Genomic DNA, 20766 nt, shown 5'->3' with positions numbered 1-20766 from the left:
TCATTACTTTTTAGACAAGAGCCCCCATGACCCTGTCCTTCCGCCGCAACGTTCTCAAAACCCTGTGCGCCGCCGCTGCCGGCACGATGCTGATCGCGGGCGCCGCCCACGCGCAGAGCAACGGCGTGCTGCGTGTTTCGGCCATTCCCGACGAATCGCCGACCGAACTGCAGCGCAAGTTCAAGCCGCTGGGCGATTACCTGGCCAAGGCCACGGGTCTGAAGGTGGAATTCACCCCGGTGACCGACTACGCCGCGTCGGTGGAAGGCCTGGTCAACCGCAAGATCGACATGGTCTGGTTCGGCGGCTTTACGTTTGTCCAGGCGAATGTGCGCAGCAAGGGCCAGGTCACCCCGCTGGTGCAGCGCGTGGAAGACGAAAAATTCCGCTCGGTCTTCATCACCACCGTGCCGACCATCAACAAGCTGGAAGACCTGAAGGGCAAGACGCTGGCCTTCGGTTCGGAATCGTCGACCTCGGGTCACCTGATGCCGCGCTCGTTCCTGCTGGGCGCCAAGATCAATCCGGACACTGACCTCAAGCGCATCGCCTTCTCGGGCGCACATGACGCGACCGTGGCTGCTGTTGCCGGCGGCAAGGTCGATGCGGGCGCGCTGAACATCTCGGTCTGGGAAAAACTGGTCGAGGCGAAAAAGGTCGATCCGAAACAAGTGCGCGTGTTCTACACGACCCCTGGCTACTTCGACTACAACTGGACCGTGCGCACCGACATGGACCCGGCCCTCAAAAAGAAAATCACCGACGCCTTCCTGGCGCTGGACGATTCGACCCCGCAGGGCAAGGAAATCCTCGAACTGCAGCGCGCGACCCGCTTCGTGCCGACCAAGACCGCCAACTACGGCGCGATCGAAGCGGCGGCGAAAAACGCCGGTCTGCTGAAGTAATCGCACGATGGCGACCTTTCGCCTGCGCGGCGTGACCGTGCGCCACCTGACGGGCAGCCGCGCGGCTGCCCTGCACGCGCTCGACCTCACGATCGGCGCCGGTGAACAGGTTGCCCTGATCGGCCCGTCCGGGGCCGGCAAGACCACGCTACTCGCCACGCTGGCCAGCGCGCACCAACCGAGCGAAGGTACGCTGGAAATCCTGGGCCAGGAACCATGGCACCTGCCGCATGCCGCGCGCCACCGGCTGCGCGCGCGCCTGTTCCTGGCGCCGCAGACACCGCCACTGCCGGCGCGCCAGCGCGTCGTCACGGCCGTGCTGGCGGCGCGCTTGCCGCACTGGACGCTGTGGCAGGCATTGAAGTCGCTCATGCGCCCGCAAGACCCCGATGCAGCGCACGCCGCGCTGTCGCGCTTCTCGCTGGGCGACAAGCTGTATGCGCGCGTCGACCGCCTCTCGGGTGGCGAACGCCAGCGCTGCGGCCTGGCGCGCCTGCTGCTGTCCGATGCCGAAGCCCTGCTGGTGGACGAGCCGATCTCGGCGCTCGACCCGGCCCTTGCCCGCCACACGCTGGCCACGCTGCGCCAGGAAGCCGCCCAGCGCAACGCCACGCTGGTGTGCAGCCTGCACCAGGTGGATCTGGCGCGTGAACAGTTCGGCCGCCTGGTGGGCCTGCGCGACGGGCGCATCGTGTTCGACGCGCCGCGCGAGCAGGTCACCGACACCATGATCGCCGACCTGTACGCCAACGAACACGTCGAGCCGCACGTGGCGCCGCCACACGACACGCCCGCCCAAATCGCCGTCGGCGCCTGTTTCTAGGCATGACGAGCAAGACCGTGCTGCATCCCGACCCGGCCTGGCGCGCGCGCCTGATGGGCGCCGTCGTCTTCATCCTGCTGCTGTATCCGCTGCTGGTCGCGGCCGAATTCAAACCATGGCTGCTGTTCGACGCGCAAAGCCTGCGCGCGGCCGGCGGCTTCCTGCGCGATTTTCTGACGCCCGAAACCGATCCTGCTTTCCTGGCGATGGTGCTGCGCGAAACCTGGCAGACCGTGGCGATTGCCACTGCCGGCCTGACGCTGGCGCTGATCGTCGCCATTCCCGCCACCTTCGTCATCAGCGAGCGCCTGTCGATTTCGCGCCTGGGCACGGGGCGCATCCGTCCGCTCGCCGGCGTCGTGCGCCAGGTCCTGCGCTGGATCCTGATGGTGCTGCGCTCCGTGCCCGAGCTGGTATGGGCGCTGCTGTTCGTGCGCATCGTCGGCCTGGGCCCCACCGCCGGGGTGCTGGCGATCGCGCTGTCGTATTCGGGCATGCTGGCCAAGGTGTATGCCGAAATTCTCGAATCGTCCGACGCGCATGCGACCGATGTCCTGCTGGCCAATGGCAGCGCTCGCCTGCCGGCCCTGCTGTATGGCGCCCTGCCAGATGCCAGCGCCGAACTCGTGTCGTACACCGTGTACCGCTGGGAATGCGCGATTCGCGGCTCGGCCGTGATGGGCTTCGTCGGCGCCGGCGGCCTGGGCCAGCGGCTCGATGAATCGACCAAGATGATGGCCGGCGGCGAAGTGGCGACCATGCTCATCATGTTCGTGCTGCTGGTGGCCGGCGCCGACCTGGTGTCAAAACTGCTGCGCCGGAGGATCGGATGAAGGTGAATAACTCCTCGCGCACCGCGATCCCTGCCCCGCCGCCACGCCAGGCTGGCACCTGGCTCATCCTCGGCGGCCTGCTGGCGCTGATCGTCGCCAGCTTTGCCTCGCTGCCGCTGCAATGGAGCGCCTTCTTCACGCGCGAAGCGATCGATTCGGCATCCGAATTCCTTGCCGGCTTCGCGCCGCCCGACACCGCACCGGCGTTCCTGGCCAAGACACTCGTCGCGTTCTGGGAAACCCTGGCCATGTCGGCCATCGGCACCATCCTGGCGGCGCTCGTCGCCATGCCGCTGGCGCTGGCCGGCGCCGGGCGCATGGGCCGCGCGGCGCGCGCCGTGACGCGGCTGGTGCTCAATGTGCTGCGCTCGATTCCCGAACTCGTGTGGGCGGCAGTGCTGCTGGTGCTGGCGGGGCTGGGACCGCTGGCCGGCACGCTGGCGCTGGCCGCGCACACGGCCGGTGTGCTGGGGCGCCTGTTTGCCGATGCGCTGGAAAACATCGAGCCGCACGCCGAGCAAAGCCTGCGCACGAACGGCGTGCGGCCGCTGGCAGCGTTTTTGTACGCGACGCTGCCCCAGGCGCTGCCACAGATGCTGTCGTACACGCTGTACCGCTGGGAAAACAATATCCGCGCGGCGGCAGTACTGGGCGTGGTCGGGGCCGGGGGCCTGGGCCAGATGCTCAAGTACCACCTGTCGCTGTTCCAGATGCCCAGCGCCGCCACGGTCGTGATCGCGATGCTGGTGCTGGTGGCGCTGGTCGATGCAGCCAGTTATGCGCTGCGCCGCGCCCTGATGCGTTGATACTGACGCGCTAACCCTACTTGCGGACACCTTACCCGATGCTCGAACTCGACCAGCTCACCAAATCGTATGGCGGCCGCACCGTGCTGGCCGAACTCTCGCACGTGTTCAAGGCCGGCGAATTCGTCGCGATCATGGGTGAATCGGGCGTCGGCAAGTCAACGCTGCTGAACCTGATTGCGGGCCTGGACACGCCCGACGGCGGGCGCGTGATCATCGATGGTACGCCGATCTCGAACCTGGACGACGACGCCGCCACGCGCCTGCGCCGTACCCGCATGGGTTTCATCTTCCAGGCTTTCCACGTGCTGCCGCACCTGACGCTGCGCCAGAACGTTGCCCTGCCCCTGCTGCTGAACAAGGCGCCACTCGACCGCGCGGATGCGATGCTCGACGCAGTGGGGCTGCACGGACGCGGCGGCGACTTCCCGCGCCAGCTGTCGGGCGGCGAGATGCAGCGCGTGGCGATTGCCCGCGCGCTGGTGCACCGCCCGGCCCTGCTGCTGGCCGATGAACCAACCGGCAACCTCGATCCCGAAACCGCCGGCAGTATCCTGCAGCTGTTGCGTGACGAAACGCGCGCGCATGGCGCCGGCGCCATCATGGTCACCCACTCCCACGCCGCGGCCGCCATGGCCGACAAGGTCCTGCTGCTGACCCACTCAGGCCTGAAATTAGCGTAAGTTCCGAGAAGAAACGCTCGAATACGGCGAATTTAGTTAAATGAGCCGAAGCGTGCGCGACGCAATCGTAGTAATATCGCAACGACCTGCCACCAACAGTTATCAGAACAGGCAAGGAATCCAGAACCAGCGGTCTGTCTTGAATCATGTTTTCATCAGGGAGAATCGACATGACCGTACGACAGAAAAAACAGGAACTGCTCGAGGCGATGCAACGCGCACGCGAGCTGGAGCCGTCGAGCTTTGTGCCCAATATGCTGCTCGACACACTGATCGAGCGCATGCAGTTGAAGAATGACGCGGAGCTGTGCCGCGTGCTGGAAGTGCAACCACCGATCATCAGCAAGATCCGCCATCGCAAACTCAATGTCGGCGCGACGATCCTGCTGCGTATGCACGAAAAATCGAACATCCCGATCCGCGAGCTCAAGGAACTCAGCAGCGCCGCGGCGCTGCACTGACGGCGCGCGATGCCCTGGCCGTTACGCCTGCGCCGGTGGCCGTCCGGTCTTGAGCTGCGGCAGCGCCGCCAGCACGCCTTGCAAGGTTGCCACGTCGAGCTGGCCCAGCAGGGCCACGCCAATGCGCAACAGTTCGCTCTTCTTGACGTCGACACCGGCGCGCAGGCAAGCCTGTTTTACTTCCAGCAGCACTGCATACTCGTTTTCCGGCATCGTGAAGCTGTCGCGCACCAGTGCCGGGCGCGCTTCTACCGCGGGCGCACGTTCGACGATCGGCACCACCGGCGGCTTGGCGGCGGCGCGTGGTGCGGCAGGTTTGCGGGCCGGGCTGCTGGCCAGCGCCTTGGCGGCCGACTTGACCACCGCCTTCACGCTGGTTTTTGCGGCGGGCTTGGCGGGCTTGGCGACAGCCTTCACGGGCTTGGCGACCCTGGTGGGTTTCGCGGCCGCAGGCGCGGCGCGGGATGCTGATTTGGCGGCAGGTGTGCGGGGCATGGGCCGCTCCGTCGTTGAGAAGGCAAACAATATAAACGATTTGGCAGTATGCTGTCGGACAGGAATGCACGCTGGGTAAAGACGCCCCGCCGGCAACCGACGCCAATCCGGGTGACAATAGGGGCTTCATAGAGCGAGGTTTCTGTTTTTCCGAAGTAAAGCTTCGGCAAACTCCTCTTTTGCAGGAGGTACACCTGAATTATCCTGCCAAGGCGACGACTCTGCTGTAAACTTGTCGGCGCCGCGAGCTTTGTCTCGCTGGCCCCTGCGCACCCCAGTAATTTATGAACCCGACCCAGGCCAGTATGCGCACCAAGACTCAATGGATCCTGCCGGTGCTGTTTGCCACCGCGCTGGCCCTGCTGCTCCAGCACTTCCTCGGCTCGATCGCGTGGGCTGGCCTCCTGGCCGTGATCACGTGGCCGCTGCACCAGCGCATGCTGCGCCGCGGCTGGCCACCGCTGGCCAGCGCCGCCTTCATGCTGATTCTGCTGATCGTCAGCTTCGTGGGCCCGTCGGTCCTGCTGTTCCACACGCTCAGCAGCGAACTGGCCAGCCTGCAGCGCCTGCTCATCAGCTTCAACCAGACCGGCGTGCCGGTACCGGCCTGGCTGACCGGCCTGCCGCTGGTGGCCGAACCGGCCGTCACCTGGTGGCTCGAGCACCTGGCCGTGCCGGGCGGCCTGAACGCCCTCGTGCGCACCACCCTGGGCGACTTCATGCCGCATCTGACCGATACGGCGCGGGTCTGGGGCTCGACCATCCTGGCCAATGCGCTGTACCTGTTCCTGACGCTCCTGACGCTGTTCGTGCTGTACCTGCACGGCGCGGCCGTGATGCATTACATCGACGGCGCCGGCCAGCGCCTGGCGCCCGTCCAGTACGCAAAACTGCGCCGCGTGCTGCCGCTGTCGGTGCGCGGCACGGCGCTCGGCCTGGGCTCGATCGCGATCCTGGAAGGCATCGTGCTGGGCGTGGCCTACTGGATCGCCGGCGCGCCAGCGCCGGTGCTGCTGGGCGTGATCACCGGCTACCTGGCGCTGATCCCGGGCGGCGCGCCGCTGTCGTTCACGATGGTCTCCCTGCTGCTGTTCGGCCAGGGCAATTCGGCCGAGGCGCTGGGCCTGTTCACCTGGGGTGCGGTCGAGCTGTTCCTGGTCGATAAATTCATCCGCCCTAAACTGATCGGCAAGCGCGTGAACCTGCCATTCCTGGCGGTGCTGTTCGGCCTGCTGGGCGGCGTGTCGACGCTGGGCGTCATCGGCCTGTTCGTCGGCCCATTGATGATGGCGATCCTGTTCGGCTGGCTGCGTGACAGCACGCCGGCCGCGCCGCTGGTGCTGACACCGGTGGCGCTGGAACCTTTAAACGATCCCCAGGGGATCCGCTAGCGGCCCCACAGCGGCCCCGGCGCGCTGGCGCAGGTCCCACAGCGCGCCGACGCGCAGGCCGGCGGCCACCGGCGTGACTGCCGCAATCTCGAGTTCCTCCATCAAGCCACACAGCAGCGCCAGCCCGCCGGCAAGATGCATGTCCTGGCGGGTGGCGATGAAGGCATCGCGCAACCCTGCGAGATCGGCCCGTGTCAGCGGTGCGCCCGCGTTCCTGCCCCGGTGCGCGTGGCCAGCCAGCGCACGCACCGTGCCACACGCGCCATACGCCATATGCCAACCGCGCGCGCCGAAGCCTGCTTCAGCGAAGCGGCTGCGGCTTGAGCGCACAGCGGCGTCAAAGCCCGCCGCGTCAATCTGCCCATTCGCGAAGAACGTCAGGCTCTGGCGCACCGCGCCGAGCGCGAACGATTCGATGCGCCGGATCGTGGCGCCCTCCCCGATCACCAGCTCCGTCGAGATGCTGCCAATGTCGAGCACGAGACGCGGCGCAGGGTCGGCTGCGCCCAGCGTGTTGGCCACGCCCAGGTAGACCAGGCGCCCGGCTTCGTCGCCCGCGATGATATCGACCGGGTGACCGAGCGCGCGCCCGGCCGCCGGCAGGAACAAGGAAGCATTGCGCGCCATGCGCAGGGCCGCGGTGGCAACGACGCGCACGGCGTGTGGCTTCCATGCGTCCAGCGCGCCCCGGAACTGCGCCAGGCAGGCCAGGGCACGCCGCAGCGCCGCACTGTCGAGCATGCCGTCTTCGTCGAGGGACGCCGACAGCTCGACCTTCTCGCACATGGTCGCGACGAGCTCGAGCACGCCATCGTTGAAACGGCCGATGTGCAGGCGAAAACTGTCCGAGCCAAGCTCGACAGCGGCATAGATGGGTGATTCCTGATCGATGGTCGGCATGGCTTATGAGCATAAGCGGCCACCGTGACGGGCTCATTACATGAGCCGGCTAGCTAAATATCGGCGACCGCTTCGCTGGCCGGCGCCACGCGGTTGCGGCCCGCTTGCTTGGCGCGCTGCATGGCTTCGTCAGCGCGCTGGAACAGCGACGTCGTGCTGTCTTCGGGCCGGATCGTCGTCACGCCAAAACTGGCCGTGAGCTTGATCATCGCCCGCTCGCTCTTGACCGGCGTCGTGTCGATCGCGGCGCGGATGCGCTCGGCCACCATCACGGCTTCATCGAGGCTGGTGCGCGGCAGTAGAACGGCAAATTCGACGCCCACCACACGCCCAAGCTGGTCGCTGTCGCGCAGCTGGCGCCGGCACAGCGCGACCATCTGGTGCAGCACGACGTCGCCAGCCGGATGGCCGTAGCTGTCGTTGATGCGCTTGAAGCCATCCAGGTCGAACACGATCAGCGCCGTCGGCAGGCCGGGCCGACGCGCCAGCGCCAGCCAGGGCGCGAGCAGCTGGAAGAAACCACGCCGGTTCGGCGCGTCGGTCAGCGGATCGATGGTTTCGAGCCGCTCGAGCGTGTCCTGCAGGCGTTCCCGGGTCAAGAGCAAGACGCCGAAGGCATTGCCAAGCAGGAGCAGGTACAGGGCGCCGCTGGAGAATTGGCTCAGCAGGTCGTTCGAAAGCCAGCCCCAGCCACGTGGCAGCAGCAGCACCGACAATCCGCGCGCCGCGACCACCAGCGCCAGCGCACCCGTGGCCAGCGACAGGAAGCGTTGCAGCAGGCTGGCATCACGCCAGCGCCAGCCAAGCGCCACCGCGCCCGACAGGTAGAACGCGCCCAGCAACAGCGATGCGGCCACGCTGCGCAAGCCTTCTTCGTCGATCAGGTAGCACAGGAAGAACAAGAGGACGGCCACGCCGCCCAGGATCAGGGTCGGGGTGCGCCAGGCCGGCCGGCGCGCCGCTTCCCACGAAGCACCCGACTCGATCGCCACGCCGGCAAACAGCAGCGCATAGCCACCGGGAATCGAGATGGGGGCCGGCACCACGCCAGAGTCACCCAATGCCAGCAGCAGCCAGGCGCCGCCCTGGATCTGTTTCGACAGGCTCCAGAACGTCATCGCAGGAGCGCGCACGGGCCCGTGATTGAAAAAGGTCAGCAGCGCGCACAGGGTCAGGTTGCCCAGCGCGAGCACCAGCACCATCGTCGACGCATCCAGCATAGGCATGTCATTACTCATGTTCGGCGTTCCGGGGTGCCGGCACCAGGCTGGCGGGCCTGGGTGCGGGGGGATTGATTCGCGCCTGGGAGCCGGCAGACGGCGCACGGGCGGCTGAGGGCCAGCTTATCAGAAAGAACTACCTTGCAACAAGCCAACAGTACCGTCAGCCAACGAAGCGGTTGACCAGTTCACGCACGGCCAGGCCACCACCCCCAATCAGCACGCCGAAATAGATGATCGTCACGACATTGCTGATGTGGCCCAGCAGGATGCAGACACCGTCGCGCTGCAGCAGGCCGATGGCCAGAAACAGGATCGCCACGGCCGGGAACGTGTTGCTGAATGGGATCAGGCCGAACGGCATCATCAGCAGCACGGCGCCCAGAATCAGGGCCGCGTTGTTGAAGAAGGCCACCGCACCGGCAGCGACCAGCCACTGGATACGATTCGGCTTGCTGACGCGCTCGAGTTTCTTGAGCCACGAGAGCGCCTTGCGCAGCAGCGGGCGCAGCTTGCGCGTGCCAATGACGCGGTGTTCGAGCTTCGACGGAATCCACAGGTCGCGCCCGATCAGGCGGCTGACGCTGATGAGCAGGATCGCGGCGCCGAACACGGTGCTCACGCCCGGAATCGAAATCGGGATCAGAAACACCAGCGTGAGCAGCGCTACCAGGATCAGCAGGCCGTCGTTGCCGACGCTGCGGATCAGTTCACTGAGGGTGATGCCAGTGCGCGGCATTGAGCGGACCAGCGCGCGCAGGCGCTGGGAAACGGGTGGTTCACTGTGCATGATGTGGTCGTGTAGTGCGTCCGGATAGCCAAACAGGGTGGCTTACTGGCCAACGCAAATGATTCGGGTCTCGTACTCGGCCGCTTTGTCTTTCTTGGTCGTGGCCCAGGCGATGACTTCGTCCGCCTGCGCGATCGTCATGATCGTCGCTTTCTCCTTGTTCTTGATGAAGGAGACGCCCTCGAACTTGCCTTCCTTGCTGCGCATGACCTTCGCGAAGACGGGTGGCTTTTTGCCGTCGTCCGACCGTTTGTCCTGGCGGACGAGATAACGCTGCTCTGCTGGTTCCATAAAAATAATCCGTGCTTGATCGATCAAACCGCTATTTTACGGTGCGCGCATTGCGGACACATGAAAAGTTCACCGCCCCACGACCCCGATCACTTGCACGAGCACGATCTTGAGCACCGTCATCGACGGGAAAATCATCGCATAACCGATATCGGGGCGGTCCGTCGGCGCGATCCGGTTGGCGAATGCAAGGATGGCCGGATTACCCGTGGTGCCGGCCACGATGCCGACGACGCTGTCGAATGGCAGGCGAAACACGAACAAGGCAATGACCATCGTGACGATGACGAGCGTGGCCGCAATCGCACTGCCCAGCAGCAGGTACAGCAAACCATCGTTGGCAATCGCGGCGGCAAACGTCGCGCCCGACGAAATGCCCACGACCGCCAGGAACAGCGTCAGGCCGAAATTGCGCAAGACCAGGTTGGCCGGGATCGGCATCGCCCACTGGAACATCCCGCTGCGACGACGCCAGCCAAGCACCAGCGCCACCAGCAGCAGCCCCGCAAACCCGAACGAGAACTGCCCGATCAGCGGCAACGGCCAGACGATCGCGCCGAACGCCAGCCCGAGCGTCACGCCGACGCCAATCCCGATATAGCTCACCTCCCCCGTGCTGCGCACCGAGTCGCCGAACAGCTTGCGTAGCGCGGGAAAGCTGCTGCGCGGCGCGAGCACGCCGACGCGGTCACCCATTTCGAGCAGCCGCCCCGGGTTCAAGACCAGATCGGCATCGCCACGCCGCAGGTGCAAAACGCGGGCATTGAGTCCGGCCGGCAGCGCCAGCGCGCTCAGCGGCAAGCCGGCCATGCTGGCAGCGGAGATGAAGAAGCGGTCATAGTCGAGGTCGCTCCTGTCGTGCAGCATGCCGCCCGGATGCGCCGGGCCAAAGCGCGTGGCGACTTCGTGCAGCACGCCCTGGTCATTGCCCGCGACGAGCAAGCGGTCGCCCGGTTCAATACGCATGGCGCTGTCGGCGACCAGATTATGCTCACCGCGCCGCAGCGCGACGATGGCAACACCGTCGGGCAAGCGCGCTGCGGCTTCAAGCAGGGTCATGCCCAGCACGGAAAATTCGGCCACGTCGATTTCTTCCAGATGCAGCGCGGACGATGCTGGCGCGGCGGTTTTAGGCTTGAATACGGCGTTGTACAGCCCGAGCAGCAGGATGGGCACGGCCACGCCGACCGGGTACGCAACCGAATACCCGGTCGCGGCCGACGTGCCGAACACGGCGAGCGCCGCCTGCAGCGCCGCCGTGCTGGTGCCGGCGCCGGCAAAGGCGCCGAGCGCTTCGGGCAAGGCAAAGACGGGGAACAGCCACGCCACGCCGACCGCCAGCGCCAATGCCGTGATGACGGCCAGCAGCGCCGCCAGATTGGCCTTGATGCCATCAGGCGTCGTCAAGCCGCGAAAGAACTGGGCGCCATAGGCAATGCCAACGCCGTACAGGAACAGCAGCAGACCCAGATTGCCGAGCATGCCGGGCAAAACCAGGTCAGGCACGGCCGCGCCGACGGCCAGGCCGACGAACAGTACCGCGCCGGAACCGAGTGACAACCCTTTCACGCTGACCGCCCCCAGCAAGTAGCCCGCAGCGATGGTGAAGAACAGCGCAAACATCGGCTGATGGCTGAAGAACGTGGTGATGGCGGTCATCGGCTTTGCCTGGTTGCATGTGTGTGATGCAGTCTACGGCATGGGGAGGTGGTTGCCTGGTGTAAATGCGAGATAAACCCAGGACTTCATGGCGATGATCGGCGCGGCGCTGAAGCATGGCCGCGTCGACAGGTCCGGTACAGACTTACGCTTGACGCTCGCCGCACTCGGTACAAAACTTTGTGCCTGGCTGCAGCGTCGTTGAGCAGGCGCGACAAGCAACCTGCTGGGCAGTTCGGTGGCCGCACTCCGGGCAAAACTTCGCGCCATGGGTTTCGGCCCGGCATTGCGTACACACCAGCTGCATGTTCTGCGTGACGTCCAGGCGCCCACCGCGCGTCTGGCCCTCGGCGTTTGCCTTTTCGGACGCGGCCGACACCTCGCCCTGGGCGCGTGCCTGCGTGATCTTCACCTTCACATTGGGTGCGCAGTTGAAGCAAAGGCCGTTCGCGTTGTCGAAGCACTGATTGCAGACATAGTCGTGACAGTTTCCGCACCGGTTGAAGTGCGTCTTGCCAGCGGCTAGTGCCTCAGTAAAGGCTTCGTCGCGTGCCGAATGCCAGCCCGCCTGGGCCATGCTATCGATCACGCTGCCGGCATTGCCGAGCAGGCCACCGAACATGCTTGCCCCCTTTTGTAGCCAGCCCGAAGCCTGGGCGCTGCGGTACGGTTTGAAGTGCGTGCGCCAGCGGTCACTGCAGCGCTCGCAGGAGAATTCAAACTGGAACCCTGCATCGACGCCTGTCGAGTTGCTCAGATCATGATAATTGTTAGCAAACTGCATTTCGGACATAGGCCGCCATTCCCAGGGTTATAAGATGTAGAGTTTATCTGGACTGAGGACGCGCAATATCACGCAATCTCACACCAAGCGCTTTTGGACAATCGATTTGCTGGCTGCTTCATTAAATACCGGCGCCTTTCGTGAAGCCGGCGAACAATCGCGTCGACACTATGCTTCGTTGTCGCAGAACCGGTCACGTCCTGCTGACTTCGCCTGATAAAGACGGCGATCAATCCGGTCGAGGAACACCTTGGCGTCATCCTGGGCACCTGGAACGATCGTGCCGATGCCCATGCTCACGGTTACGAGCCGGCCGACGCCAGAGCAGGCGTGCAAAATCTCTTGCGCCGCCAGCAGCTCACGGCAGCGCTCAGCCTTGCTCCATGCCGCCCCCCGGTCTGTGCCAGGCAGCAGCAAGACGAATTCCTCGCCACCGAGCCGGGCACACAGCTCGTCCGGATCGGATGCTGCTCCGTTGAGCACTTGGGCCACGCGTCGCAGGCACTCGTCACCCTGGACGTGACCATAGTGATCGTTGTACTGCTTGAAATGATCAATATCGATGATCACGAGAGACAGCGGGTGACCGCTTTCACGCGCTTTGACCCATTGCACGGGGTAGACAGTGTCGAACATGCGTCTGTTGGCAACACCCGTGAGGCTGTCGCGGTACGACAGAAGCTCGAGTTCGCGCTGCAACTGAACGATCTTGTCTTCGGCCTCTTTTCGCGCCGAGATGTCGAACATGAAGCCGACCAGTGACTCCACACTGCCGTCAGGGCGACGCACGACGTGAACCACATCCCGAATCCGGACATGGTGACCCTGGCGCGTGATGGCGCGGTAGTCAGCCTCGTGGTCAACGCCTTTTTGTGACTGCGCCACACAGAATTCGACCGTCTTCTGACGATCTTCCTCATGGATGCGCTCGGCCCAATCGTTCACGGTCAGCCAGCTTGCCTGGCTCCATCCCAGCAGTTCTTCGATCTGCGGACCAATGTAGGTAAACCGCATCGTCGCCCAGTCTATTCGCCATGGAATTGCCTTGGTGGATTCCAATAGCGTCCGGTACACGCCGGGGTCTTCGCAAACAACCGACGGCGGAATTACAGGTGGCAAAGTCATAAACAAGTGGGCTCACATGGTCTGTACTGGGTGTTGCGCATGCCGTCGTCCGTCAAAGAAAAACGATCAAAATAACGTTGATCTGATAGCAATCCGATTGATTGATGCGATATGGAGTACGTGCCCTCGAATTGGTCTTGAGGACGACTGACAACCCATCGCAGGCCTAGGACGCGCTGACGTCAGATGAACTGCCGTAGAAGACAAATAGCCGGGCACTGTCTTCGCTCATCCTCACACCATTCACGACCATCCCGTCCCCGTCGATACCGAGTGGGTAAAACTCTTGCTGCCCACTTGTTCCGTATACGGCCTCCTGAAGGAGAGATACAGCGAAATCGTACATTGCACGACGGGTTGAGAAATTGAGCGCGATGTCGCCGCTGCCAGAGTCAGTCTCCACACGCAAACAGTGGTGGTTTCCTTTCTGAACATCGAGCGAACTTACCTCTTCGCCGTCAGGAGTTACAACAATTGCCGGTGGCAGTTCCGCACGCATTGATATCCTTGAAGGTCGGTCCGCTGCTGGCCCGCACGAGGCCCCCATGCCAGTATGATAGGTTGCCGTTGTGAAAAAGTCACGTACTGTCAATACCGCCGGCTGCGGGACAGATGCGACCCTTCAACTGCCAGTGACAGACGTGATGACGGGCTGTGGCGCTGGCTGTGGAGCGGGCGGACGGCGCTGCGCACGCATCACTGCCGGAATCGTACTCAGGGGTATGAATACGTGAACGAGGATCAGCCACCACAGACTCTGTGTCGAGGCGTACGCAATGGTGAAAAAGAACGCCGAGATGATCGAGCCAATAAGTTGCTTCGGATTTTCAAAGCCATGCCCGATGCCGTAGGCAAGCGCGGATGCGGCAATCGCCAATGGCAGGCCAATGACAGGCGTCAGCACCAGCAGCAAGAACCCGCGATAAAGCACTTCCCACCCGCCCGTCACGATCAGCATGCTCGCGGCGAATGTGAACGCTTCAGCCAGGTTACGCGGCCATATTGACGAAGACGCCAGCATCTTGCGCTCGTCCTCCGCACGCGCCTGCGGTGTTTTACGGCGTTCGATCACGCTGCCAATTGCCCACAAGCCGCACAGCAGCAGGACTGCACACGCAAGGCCCCACGCGCCGGCGCTCGACAGCGGCATGTCAAAACCGAGCTGGCCCAACGTGTACCCTGCCTGCGATGAACCGGCCCACAAGACGCCCAGCAAGGCCAGCGAATGCAAGCTCATTGTCCAGTACTGGCGCAGTAGTGAACCCGGCGGCTTGCTACGCTCGGGACGCAAGCTGCGCCAGAAATTCCAAGCCGGGAAAATGATAAGCAGGTAGGCTGCAAGTAGATGATTCAGCATATGTGAACAGGTCAAGGCGGGCCAAGCGCCATCCTACGGTTCCCTTAACAACTTGAACTGCCTCGCCTGCCGGTGATACGTATCCACCGACTGCTTGACATAGCGCGTGAGCGCATCGCCCGTCAGCGCAAAAGGATACAACCCGGCCTGCGTGCGCATCTCCGCGAACGCAGGCGAGCTCTCGACCCCATCGAAGGCCTTGACCCAGCGCCGGTAATCCGCCTCGCGCACGTCCGGCCCCATCCAGACGCCGCGGATCACTGGCCAGACCACGTCATAGCCCTGCTCGCGCGCCGTGCGCACACCGGCCAGCGCGCCCGGCAAACGCTGTTCAGACAGCACCGCCAGCACGCGCACATTGCCGGCTCTGGCTGCCAGCAGTGCTTCGGACGTGTCACCCGACACCGCCTGCACATGCCCTGCCCCCATCGCAATGAATTGCTCGCCGCCCCCTTCGAGGGCGACAAAGCGCAGCTTGCGCGGGTCCACGCCCGCCATGCGCGCGAGCAGCGCCATCTTGATCCAGTCCTGGCTGCCGACCGTGCCGGACATGCCGATCAGGACCTGCTTCGGATTGCGCTTGATCGCGCCCAGCAGGTCGGACAGTGTCTTGTAGGGAGAATCGGCGCGCACGGCGACCATGCCGTAGTCGGCGCCGAAGGCCGCGACCCAGCGCACGTCGTCGACGTCGGCCTTGCCGAATTTGCCCAGCGCGAGATTCAGCACCGAGCCGCCCGAAAACGTGACGAGCGTATTGGCTTCGCTGCGGCGCTGCGAAACGACCGAGTGCCAGGCCACGGCGCCGACGCCCCCGGGCAGGTAGCTGAGCGTGAGTTCAGGCGCGCCCGGTTGATCGTGCAGCGCTTTTTGCGCCAGCTTGCAGGTGAGGTCCATGCCGCCGCCGGGTTTCGACGGGATCAGGCATTCGGCGGCGCCGGCGTGCGGCAGGCCGCCGAATGCCAGCATGGTCAACAGGAGAACGTGCGAGGTTTTCATGGCGCCCATGATACCGCCGCACGGTAAGGCGTGGAATCAGAAGCGGTGCTGCATGCCCACGGTGATGCCGCTCTGGGTCGACCCGAAGCCCGGATCGTCGCGCGACAGGCCGATCAGCTGGCCGTTGTCCGCCTTTGCGTGCGCCAGCGACAGGTACAGGTCCGTGCGCTTGGACAGCGCCAGCATGGCGCGCGCGACAAACATCGTCGGGTCGGCGTCCAGGTTGGCAGGCAGGTTCTTCGTGTTGATGTGATACACCGCGCCCGTCAGCGTGACCGCGTCGATCGTGCGCGTGATGCCGCCCCAGTAGGTGTCGCCGCGCAGGTCGGCCAGGTTGGTACGCCCCTGCGCCATCTTGTAGCCACGCTTGCCGGCCGTGTAGCGCCACGGGCCGCTGCGGTAGTCGACCGCCACGTGATACGCCGTCGTCTCGTCGAGCGCATTCGTGGCCACGCCTTCGATGGGCGTGCCGTCGATCCGCTCCCACGACGCCATCACGCCCAGGCCATCGCCGAACCACGAGCCGCCCAGCGCCAGCTTGCGGCCTTCGCGCGAGCTGCCCGACCGTTCGCCCAGGCCGACCGTGGCGCCGTAGGTGAAGCCGCCGGTGCGCCCCGTGTACTTGATCAGGTTATCGAACTGGGTCGTCATGCCGTAGCGCGATGGCCGGGTGGCGCTGCCGCCCGTCGCCCACGAATAGTTCGGCGCAAAGCCCAGCGGATCGAACTTGATCACCAGTTCGTACACGGTGGTAAACGAGCGGCCGATGACGATCCGGCCCAGGTCATTCTCCAGTCCCACGTAGGCCTGGCGCTTGAAGATCGCGCCGTCGCTGGCGCCCGTATCGAGCAGGATGCCGCCTTCGAGGTTGAAGACGGCTTTCAGGCCGCCGCCCAGGTCTTCGCTGCCGCGAAAGCCCCAGCGCGACGTGTTCTTGCCGCCCGAAATGACGCGCACTGCGTTGCCGCCGTCCTCGCCGGCATGGTTGACGAATTCCGCGCCAGCGTCGATCAGGCCATAGACCTGGACGTTGCTCTGGGCGAGGACGGGTGCGGAAAGGGACAGCGCTGCCAGGACGGCAAGCGCGAGGGCCGATTGTTTCATGTGTCTCCGAACGTTGTTATGGGTATCTGCTGCAGCTGGGTCGCTGCTTGTGGGCCGACTATATGTGCGCCAGCCTTTCAGTTCGCTTTCAGCGGCGCTTTTCCCAAAAGCCGCTTTGCGTTTACACTGGCGCGATGAGAATCCTGCTCGTTGAAGACCATGTCGAACTGTCCCACTGGGTATCCAAGGCCCTGCGCGACGCCAAGCTCACCGTCGAATGCGCCGCCACCGGCGCCGATGCCGACGCCCTGCTCCACACCCAGGACTACGCCCTGGTGATCCTGGACCTGACGCTGCCCAAGATGGACGGCCTGGACGTGCTGCGCCGGCTGCGTGCGCGCGGCGGCGCGCGGGGCGGCACGCCGGTGCTGATCCTGACCGCGCGCGGTGGCCTCGAAGACCGCGTGCAGGGCCTGAACCTGGGCGCCGACGATTACCTGCCCAAGCCGTTCGAGCTGGCCGAACTCGAAGCCCGTGTCAAGGCGCTGCTGCGCCGCCGCAGCGGCAACGAAGCACTGGTACACGAATGCGGGGGGCTGCGCTTCGACACCGTGTCGCGCATGTTTACCATTTGCGGCGAAGCGCTCGCACTCACGCCGCGCGAGCACGCCGTGCTCGAAGCACTGATTGCACGTCCGGGCCGCGCGCTGTCGAAAGAAAAGCTGTTCGACGAAGTGTTCGCGCTGGCCGACGACGTCAACCTCGACGCCATCGAGCTGTATATCCACCGCATCCGCAAGAAGCTCGACAAGTTCCCGGATGCCCGCGCGATGATCGTCACGCTGCGGGGCATCGGCTACCTGATGCAAGAGCGGCCCGATTGAAACGCCGCACGCGATGACCCTGCGCGCCTCCCTGCTCCAGATCACCGCAGGCCGCCCACTGGGCAGCCTGCGCGGGCAGCTGCTGCGCTGGCTGATCCTGCCGCTGGTGCTGCTGGTCGCGCTCAATGCGGTGTCGCTGTACCGCGATGCCCTCGAGGCGGCCGATGTGGCCTACGACCGCTCGCTGCTCTCGTCCACGCGCGCGCTGGCCGAGCGTGTTTCGGTCCAGGATGGCAAGGTCGTCGCCAACGTGCCCTACGTGGCGCTCGACAGCTTTGAAACCGACACGCTGGGCCGCATCTATTACAAGGTCACGGGGCTGCAGGGCGAAACCGTGTCGGGCTACGACGACCTGCCGCCGGTGCCGAAGAACGTGCCGCGCACCGACCTGTATCCGGCGCTGGTGCGGTTCTACCACGCCACCTACAACGGTGAGCGGGTGCGCATCGCCGCGCTGCTGCAGCCGGTGTACGACGATTCGATGCGCGGCATCGCGCTGATCCAGGTCGGCGAAACGCTCGACGCGCGCCAGGCCCTGTCGCGCGACATTCTGTTCAGTACCTTGCTGCGCCAGGCCCTGCTGGTGCTGGCGGTGGCGGCGATGGTGTGGTTCGCCGTGCGTCTGGTGTTGCGGCCCCTGATGATCCTGAAGAACGAGGTCGAAACGCGCGCGTTGTCCGACCTGTCGAACATCGACCCGGCGCTCGTGCACAAGGAAGTGCGGCCGCTGGTGGCGGCGATGAATGGCGCGATGGCGCGCACGCAGGACCTGATCGCCAGCCAGCGCCGCTTCATCGCCGACGCCTCGCACCAGTTGCGCACCCCGCTGGCGGTGCTGAAGACCCAGGCCGAACTGGCCCTGCGCGAAAACGATCCGGCCGCGATGCGCGCGATCGTCGGCTCGATTGCCGGCACCACCGACGGCGCAATTCACCTGGCCAACCGCCTGCTGACGCTCGCGCGCATCGAGCATGGCAGCGGTAGCACACCCAATGCGCCCGTCTCGCTGGCAGAGGTGGCGCGCCAGGTCGGACTGGAACTGGCGCTGCCGGCAGTCCAGAAAGGGATCGACCTGGCGCTCGAAGCCGATGCCGACGATCTCACCACGGTTCCGGGCCAGGGGTTGCTGCTGCACGAAATGGTGTCGAACCTGGTCGACAATGCGATCCGCTATACGCCCGCTGGCGGCAGCGTACTGCTGCAGGTCGGGCGCTACGGCGACGATGTCACGCTCGCCGTCAGCGACAGTGGACCGGGCATCGCCGCGGCCGACATGGACAAGGTGTTCATGCCGTTCTACCGCGCCCAGGCGACGCTCGAAGCCAATCCGGGCGGCACCGGACTGGGACTGGCCATCGTGCGCGATATCGCCAACCTGCATGGCGCCGGCATCACGCTGGGCCAATCCGGCGATGGCCATGGCCTGAGCGTGCGCGTGATATTTCCCGCGCTGGCAATCGTTGAAGCGTCAAGTGCACTGAAAGCCAATTGAAAGGCACGCACGCCTATAGTTGGTGCAAACAGCAGCACACCAACGACAACGATCGGAGACACCATGCACTTCCCTGCCCCCGCGCACGCCGCTCTGGCTGCGCTTTCCCGCCCTTGAACCGCGCCTGACAAACACGGCGCGCGATCGACCGTGCAACGGTCTGCATGAAGCAGCCCTGCACCACAACCCCACGCGCCACCTGCACCAACACCCCGGGCCTCAGCGGCCCACACACCGCGTGCGGCAAGCGCACCGGCAAGGAGAATGATGATGATGTTGACCATCCTGGCGTATTCCATGGTCGTCGTGTTCATGTACCTGATCATGACCAAGCGCCTGCCGGCGCTCGTGGCCCTGATCGTGGTGCCTATCGGGTTCGGCGTGATCGGCGGCTTCGGCCCGCAACTCGGCCCGATGATGCTCGACGGGATCCGCAACCTGGCCCCGACCGGCGTCATGCTGATGTTCGCCATCCTGTATTTCGGCATCATGATCGATTCGGGTTTGTTCGATCCGGTCGTGCGCCTGATCCTGAAGATCGTCGGCGGTGACCCGTTCAAGATCGTCGTCGGCACTGCCGTGCTGGCGATGTTCATCTCGCTCGACGGCGACGGCGCCACGACCTACATGATTACCGTTGCCGCCATGCTGCCGCTGTATGTGCGGCTCGGCATGAGCCGCCTGGTGCTGGCCTGCGTCATCATGCTGGCGGGTGGCGTCTTCAACATCCTGCCATGGGGCGGCCCGACGGCGCGCGCCGCCACCGCCCTGGGCGTGGACGTCAGCGACATCTTCGTGCCGATGATCCTGCCGATGGCCGTTACGTCCCTCTGGGTCGTGTTCGTGGCCTGCGTGCTGGGCATGAAGGAGCGCAAGCGCCTGGGCATCATGACACTGCCGACGCAGGCTGAAAAAGCGGAAAAAGCTGCTCAGGCAGCGCAGAACGTCGCCGTGCTGCAGCCGGCAGTGGCCGCCGAAATGAACGGCACCACCGGCCACTGGAGCCCTGCCGCCGCTGCCGCAGCGCGTGACGGCAATGTGCACCAGCTGGCGGGCGGCCGGGTCGAATCGACGGTGACGTCGTCGGCCGAACCGGCGCTGGCCACCGGCGGTGGTAACGGTGGTGGCGATGACAACGACGTCTCGAACGCCGCGATCAAGCGCCCACGGCTGATCTGGATCAACTTCGCGATGACGACCCTGTTGATGGCGTTTCTGATCAAGGGTGTACTGCCACTGCCCGTGCTGTTCATGATCTTCTTTGCCGTCGCGATCATGATCAACTACCCGGGCCTCGAAGAGCAGAAGGAGCGCATTGCGCACCATGCCGCGAACGTGTTGCCGGTGGTGTCGCTGATCTTTGCCGCCGGTATCTTCGTCGGCATCCTGCAAGGCACCAAGATGGTCGATGCGATTGCGCTGTCCGTTATCGCCGGTGTGCCCGACTGGATGGGTCCGTACCTGGCGGTCGTCACGGGCCTGCTCAGCATTCCGTTCACGTTCTTCATCTCGAACGACGCGTTCTACTTCGGCATCGTGCCGGTGCTGGCCAAGGCGGCCGAAGTGTACGGCATCACGGCGGCAGAAATCGGCCGCGCCTCGGTGATCGGCCAGCCGGTCCACCTGCTCAGCCCACTGGTCGCCTCGACCTATCTGCTGGTGGGCATGTGCAAGGTGGAGTTTGGCGACCACCAGCGCTTCACGCTGATCTGGTCGATCTCGGCGGCACTGGTCATGCTGGTGGCGGCGCTGGTGTTCGGCGTGGTCCCGCTGATGGGCAGCGCTGCCTAATCCGGCGGGGCGCGGCGGCATATACTTGCCGGATGT

General features: G+C 64.9%; 22 protein-coding genes. 10 read left to right on the top strand and 12 right to left on the bottom strand.

Annotated elements, in window-relative coordinates:
* Positions 1 to 26 precede the first annotated feature (26 nt).
* The 6 genes from ACZ0AJ_RS05780 to ACZ0AJ_RS05755 all read left to right on the top strand — a co-directional run bounded on the left by ACZ0AJ_RS05780 (position 27) and on the right by ACZ0AJ_RS05755 (position 4511).
* Entirely contained in the window at positions 27 to 905 is an 879-nt protein-coding gene (locus ACZ0AJ_RS05780) for a putative selenate ABC transporter substrate-binding protein (RefSeq protein WP_499453076.1), read from the top strand.
* Positions 906 to 912: 7 nt separating this feature from the next.
* The gene (locus ACZ0AJ_RS05775) at positions 913 to 1728 is read left to right on the top strand and encodes a phosphonate ABC transporter ATP-binding protein (protein ID WP_499453075.1); all 816 of its coding nucleotides are present in this window, start codon (positions 913 to 915) and stop codon (positions 1726 to 1728) included.
* A 2-nt stretch (positions 1729 to 1730) separates the two neighbouring features.
* The gene (locus tag ACZ0AJ_RS05770) at positions 1731 to 2561 is read left to right on the top strand and encodes a PhnE/PtxC family ABC transporter permease (protein ID WP_499453074.1); all 831 of its coding nucleotides are present in this window, start codon (positions 1731 to 1733) and stop codon (positions 2559 to 2561) included.
* Positions 2558 to 3367: a phosphonate ABC transporter, permease protein PhnE gene (gene phnE / locus ACZ0AJ_RS05765; RefSeq protein ID WP_499453073.1), complete on the top strand. Its 810-nt coding sequence runs from the start codon at positions 2558 to 2560 to the stop codon at positions 3365 to 3367. Before ACZ0AJ_RS05770 ends, phnE begins: the two co-directional genes overlap by 4 nt.
* A 38-nt stretch (positions 3368 to 3405) precedes the next feature.
* On the top strand, positions 3406 to 4050 hold the full coding sequence (locus ACZ0AJ_RS05760; protein ID WP_499454179.1) for an ABC transporter ATP-binding protein: 645 nt from the start codon (positions 3406 to 3408) through the stop codon (positions 4048 to 4050).
* Positions 4051 to 4220: 170 nt separating this feature from the next.
* Entirely contained in the window at positions 4221 to 4511 is a 291-nt protein-coding gene (locus tag ACZ0AJ_RS05755) for a hypothetical protein (protein ID WP_258837553.1), read from the top strand.
* Positions 4512 to 4532: 21 nt separating this feature from the next.
* On the opposite strand, the gene ACZ0AJ_RS05750 is transcribed toward ACZ0AJ_RS05755, so the two are convergent.
* A complete protein-coding gene (locus ACZ0AJ_RS05750; protein ID WP_499453072.1) occupies positions 4533 to 5006 on the bottom strand; it encodes a hypothetical protein in 474 nt (157 codons plus the stop codon).
* Positions 5007 to 5311: 305 nt separating this feature from the next.
* On the opposite strand from ACZ0AJ_RS05750, the gene ACZ0AJ_RS05745 reads away from it, so the two are divergent.
* Complete coding sequence (locus ACZ0AJ_RS05745) at positions 5312 to 6397, top strand: AI-2E family transporter (RefSeq protein WP_229424579.1); 1086 nt, start codon at positions 5312 to 5314, stop codon at positions 6395 to 6397.
* Here the strand turns inward: ACZ0AJ_RS05745 and ACZ0AJ_RS05740 are convergent.
* From ACZ0AJ_RS05740 to ACZ0AJ_RS05690, 11 genes are all read right to left on the bottom strand, one after another.
* A complete protein-coding gene (locus ACZ0AJ_RS05740; RefSeq protein ID WP_499453070.1) occupies positions 6371 to 7297 on the bottom strand; it encodes a Ppx/GppA phosphatase family protein in 927 nt (308 codons plus the stop codon). The genes ACZ0AJ_RS05745 and ACZ0AJ_RS05740 overlap by 27 nt on opposite strands.
* A gap of 53 nt (positions 7298 to 7350) precedes the next feature.
* Positions 7351 to 8523, bottom strand: a complete 1173-nt coding sequence (locus tag ACZ0AJ_RS05735; RefSeq protein WP_499454175.1) for a GGDEF domain-containing protein — start codon at positions 8521 to 8523, stop codon at positions 7351 to 7353.
* A gap of 157 nt (positions 8524 to 8680) precedes the next feature.
* The gene (locus ACZ0AJ_RS05730; RefSeq protein WP_183551003.1) at positions 8681 to 9307 is read right to left on the bottom strand and encodes an exopolysaccharide biosynthesis protein; all 627 of its coding nucleotides are present in this window, start codon (positions 9305 to 9307) and stop codon (positions 8681 to 8683) included.
* 42 nt (positions 9308 to 9349) lie between these two features.
* The gene (locus ACZ0AJ_RS05725; protein ID WP_183551000.1) at positions 9350 to 9598 is read right to left on the bottom strand and encodes a hypothetical protein; all 249 of its coding nucleotides are present in this window, start codon (positions 9596 to 9598) and stop codon (positions 9350 to 9352) included.
* Between the two features lie 69 nt (positions 9599 to 9667).
* Positions 9668 to 11257, bottom strand: coding sequence for an aspartate-alanine antiporter-like transporter (locus ACZ0AJ_RS05720; RefSeq protein ID WP_499453068.1), 1590 nt, complete (start codon positions 11255 to 11257; stop codon positions 9668 to 9670).
* A 145-nt stretch (positions 11258 to 11402) separates the two neighbouring features.
* The gene (locus tag ACZ0AJ_RS05715; protein WP_332529999.1) at positions 11403 to 12050 is read right to left on the bottom strand and encodes a double zinc ribbon domain-containing protein; all 648 of its coding nucleotides are present in this window, start codon (positions 12048 to 12050) and stop codon (positions 11403 to 11405) included.
* A 159-nt stretch (positions 12051 to 12209) separates the two neighbouring features.
* Positions 12210 to 13166, bottom strand: coding sequence for a GGDEF domain-containing protein (locus tag ACZ0AJ_RS05710; RefSeq protein ID WP_499454172.1), 957 nt, complete (start codon positions 13164 to 13166; stop codon positions 12210 to 12212).
* A 166-nt stretch (positions 13167 to 13332) separates the two neighbouring features.
* Positions 13333 to 13665, bottom strand: a complete 333-nt coding sequence (locus ACZ0AJ_RS05705) for a hypothetical protein (protein ID WP_499454170.1) — start codon at positions 13663 to 13665, stop codon at positions 13333 to 13335.
* Positions 13666 to 13788: 123 nt separating this feature from the next.
* Positions 13789 to 14523 (bottom strand): CPBP family intramembrane glutamic endopeptidase, encoded by a 735-nt coding sequence (locus ACZ0AJ_RS05700; protein WP_499454168.1) that lies wholly within the window; start codon positions 14521 to 14523, stop codon positions 13789 to 13791.
* Positions 14524 to 14556: 33 nt separating this feature from the next.
* Positions 14557 to 15528, bottom strand: a complete 972-nt coding sequence (locus ACZ0AJ_RS05695) for a tripartite tricarboxylate transporter substrate binding protein (protein WP_499453066.1) — start codon at positions 15526 to 15528, stop codon at positions 14557 to 14559.
* Between the two features lie 27 nt (positions 15529 to 15555).
* Positions 15556 to 16623 carry a porin gene (locus ACZ0AJ_RS05690; protein WP_499454166.1) on the bottom strand — a complete coding sequence of 356 codons (1068 nt, stop codon included), beginning with the start codon at positions 16621 to 16623 and terminating at the stop codon, positions 15556 to 15558.
* A gap of 134 nt (positions 16624 to 16757) precedes the next feature.
* Between ACZ0AJ_RS05690 and ACZ0AJ_RS05685 the strand changes: the two genes are divergently transcribed.
* The 3 genes from ACZ0AJ_RS05685 to ACZ0AJ_RS05675 all read left to right on the top strand — a co-directional run bounded on the left by ACZ0AJ_RS05685 (position 16758) and on the right by ACZ0AJ_RS05675 (position 20730).
* Positions 16758 to 17447, top strand: coding sequence for a response regulator (locus ACZ0AJ_RS05685; protein ID WP_183550982.1), 690 nt, complete (start codon positions 16758 to 16760; stop codon positions 17445 to 17447).
* A gap of 13 nt (positions 17448 to 17460) precedes the next feature.
* Complete coding sequence (locus ACZ0AJ_RS05680) at positions 17461 to 18939, top strand: sensor histidine kinase (RefSeq protein WP_499453065.1); 1479 nt, start codon at positions 17461 to 17463, stop codon at positions 18937 to 18939.
* 273 nt (positions 18940 to 19212) lie between these two features.
* A complete protein-coding gene (locus tag ACZ0AJ_RS05675) occupies positions 19213 to 20730 on the top strand; it encodes a CitMHS family transporter (RefSeq protein WP_499456735.1) in 1518 nt (505 codons plus the stop codon).
* The last annotated feature ends 36 nt before the right edge of the window (positions 20731 to 20766 follow it).

The organism is Telluria sp. AC161 (assembly GCF_979258535.1).
This window is presented reverse-complemented; position numbering and strand designations above follow the sequence as displayed.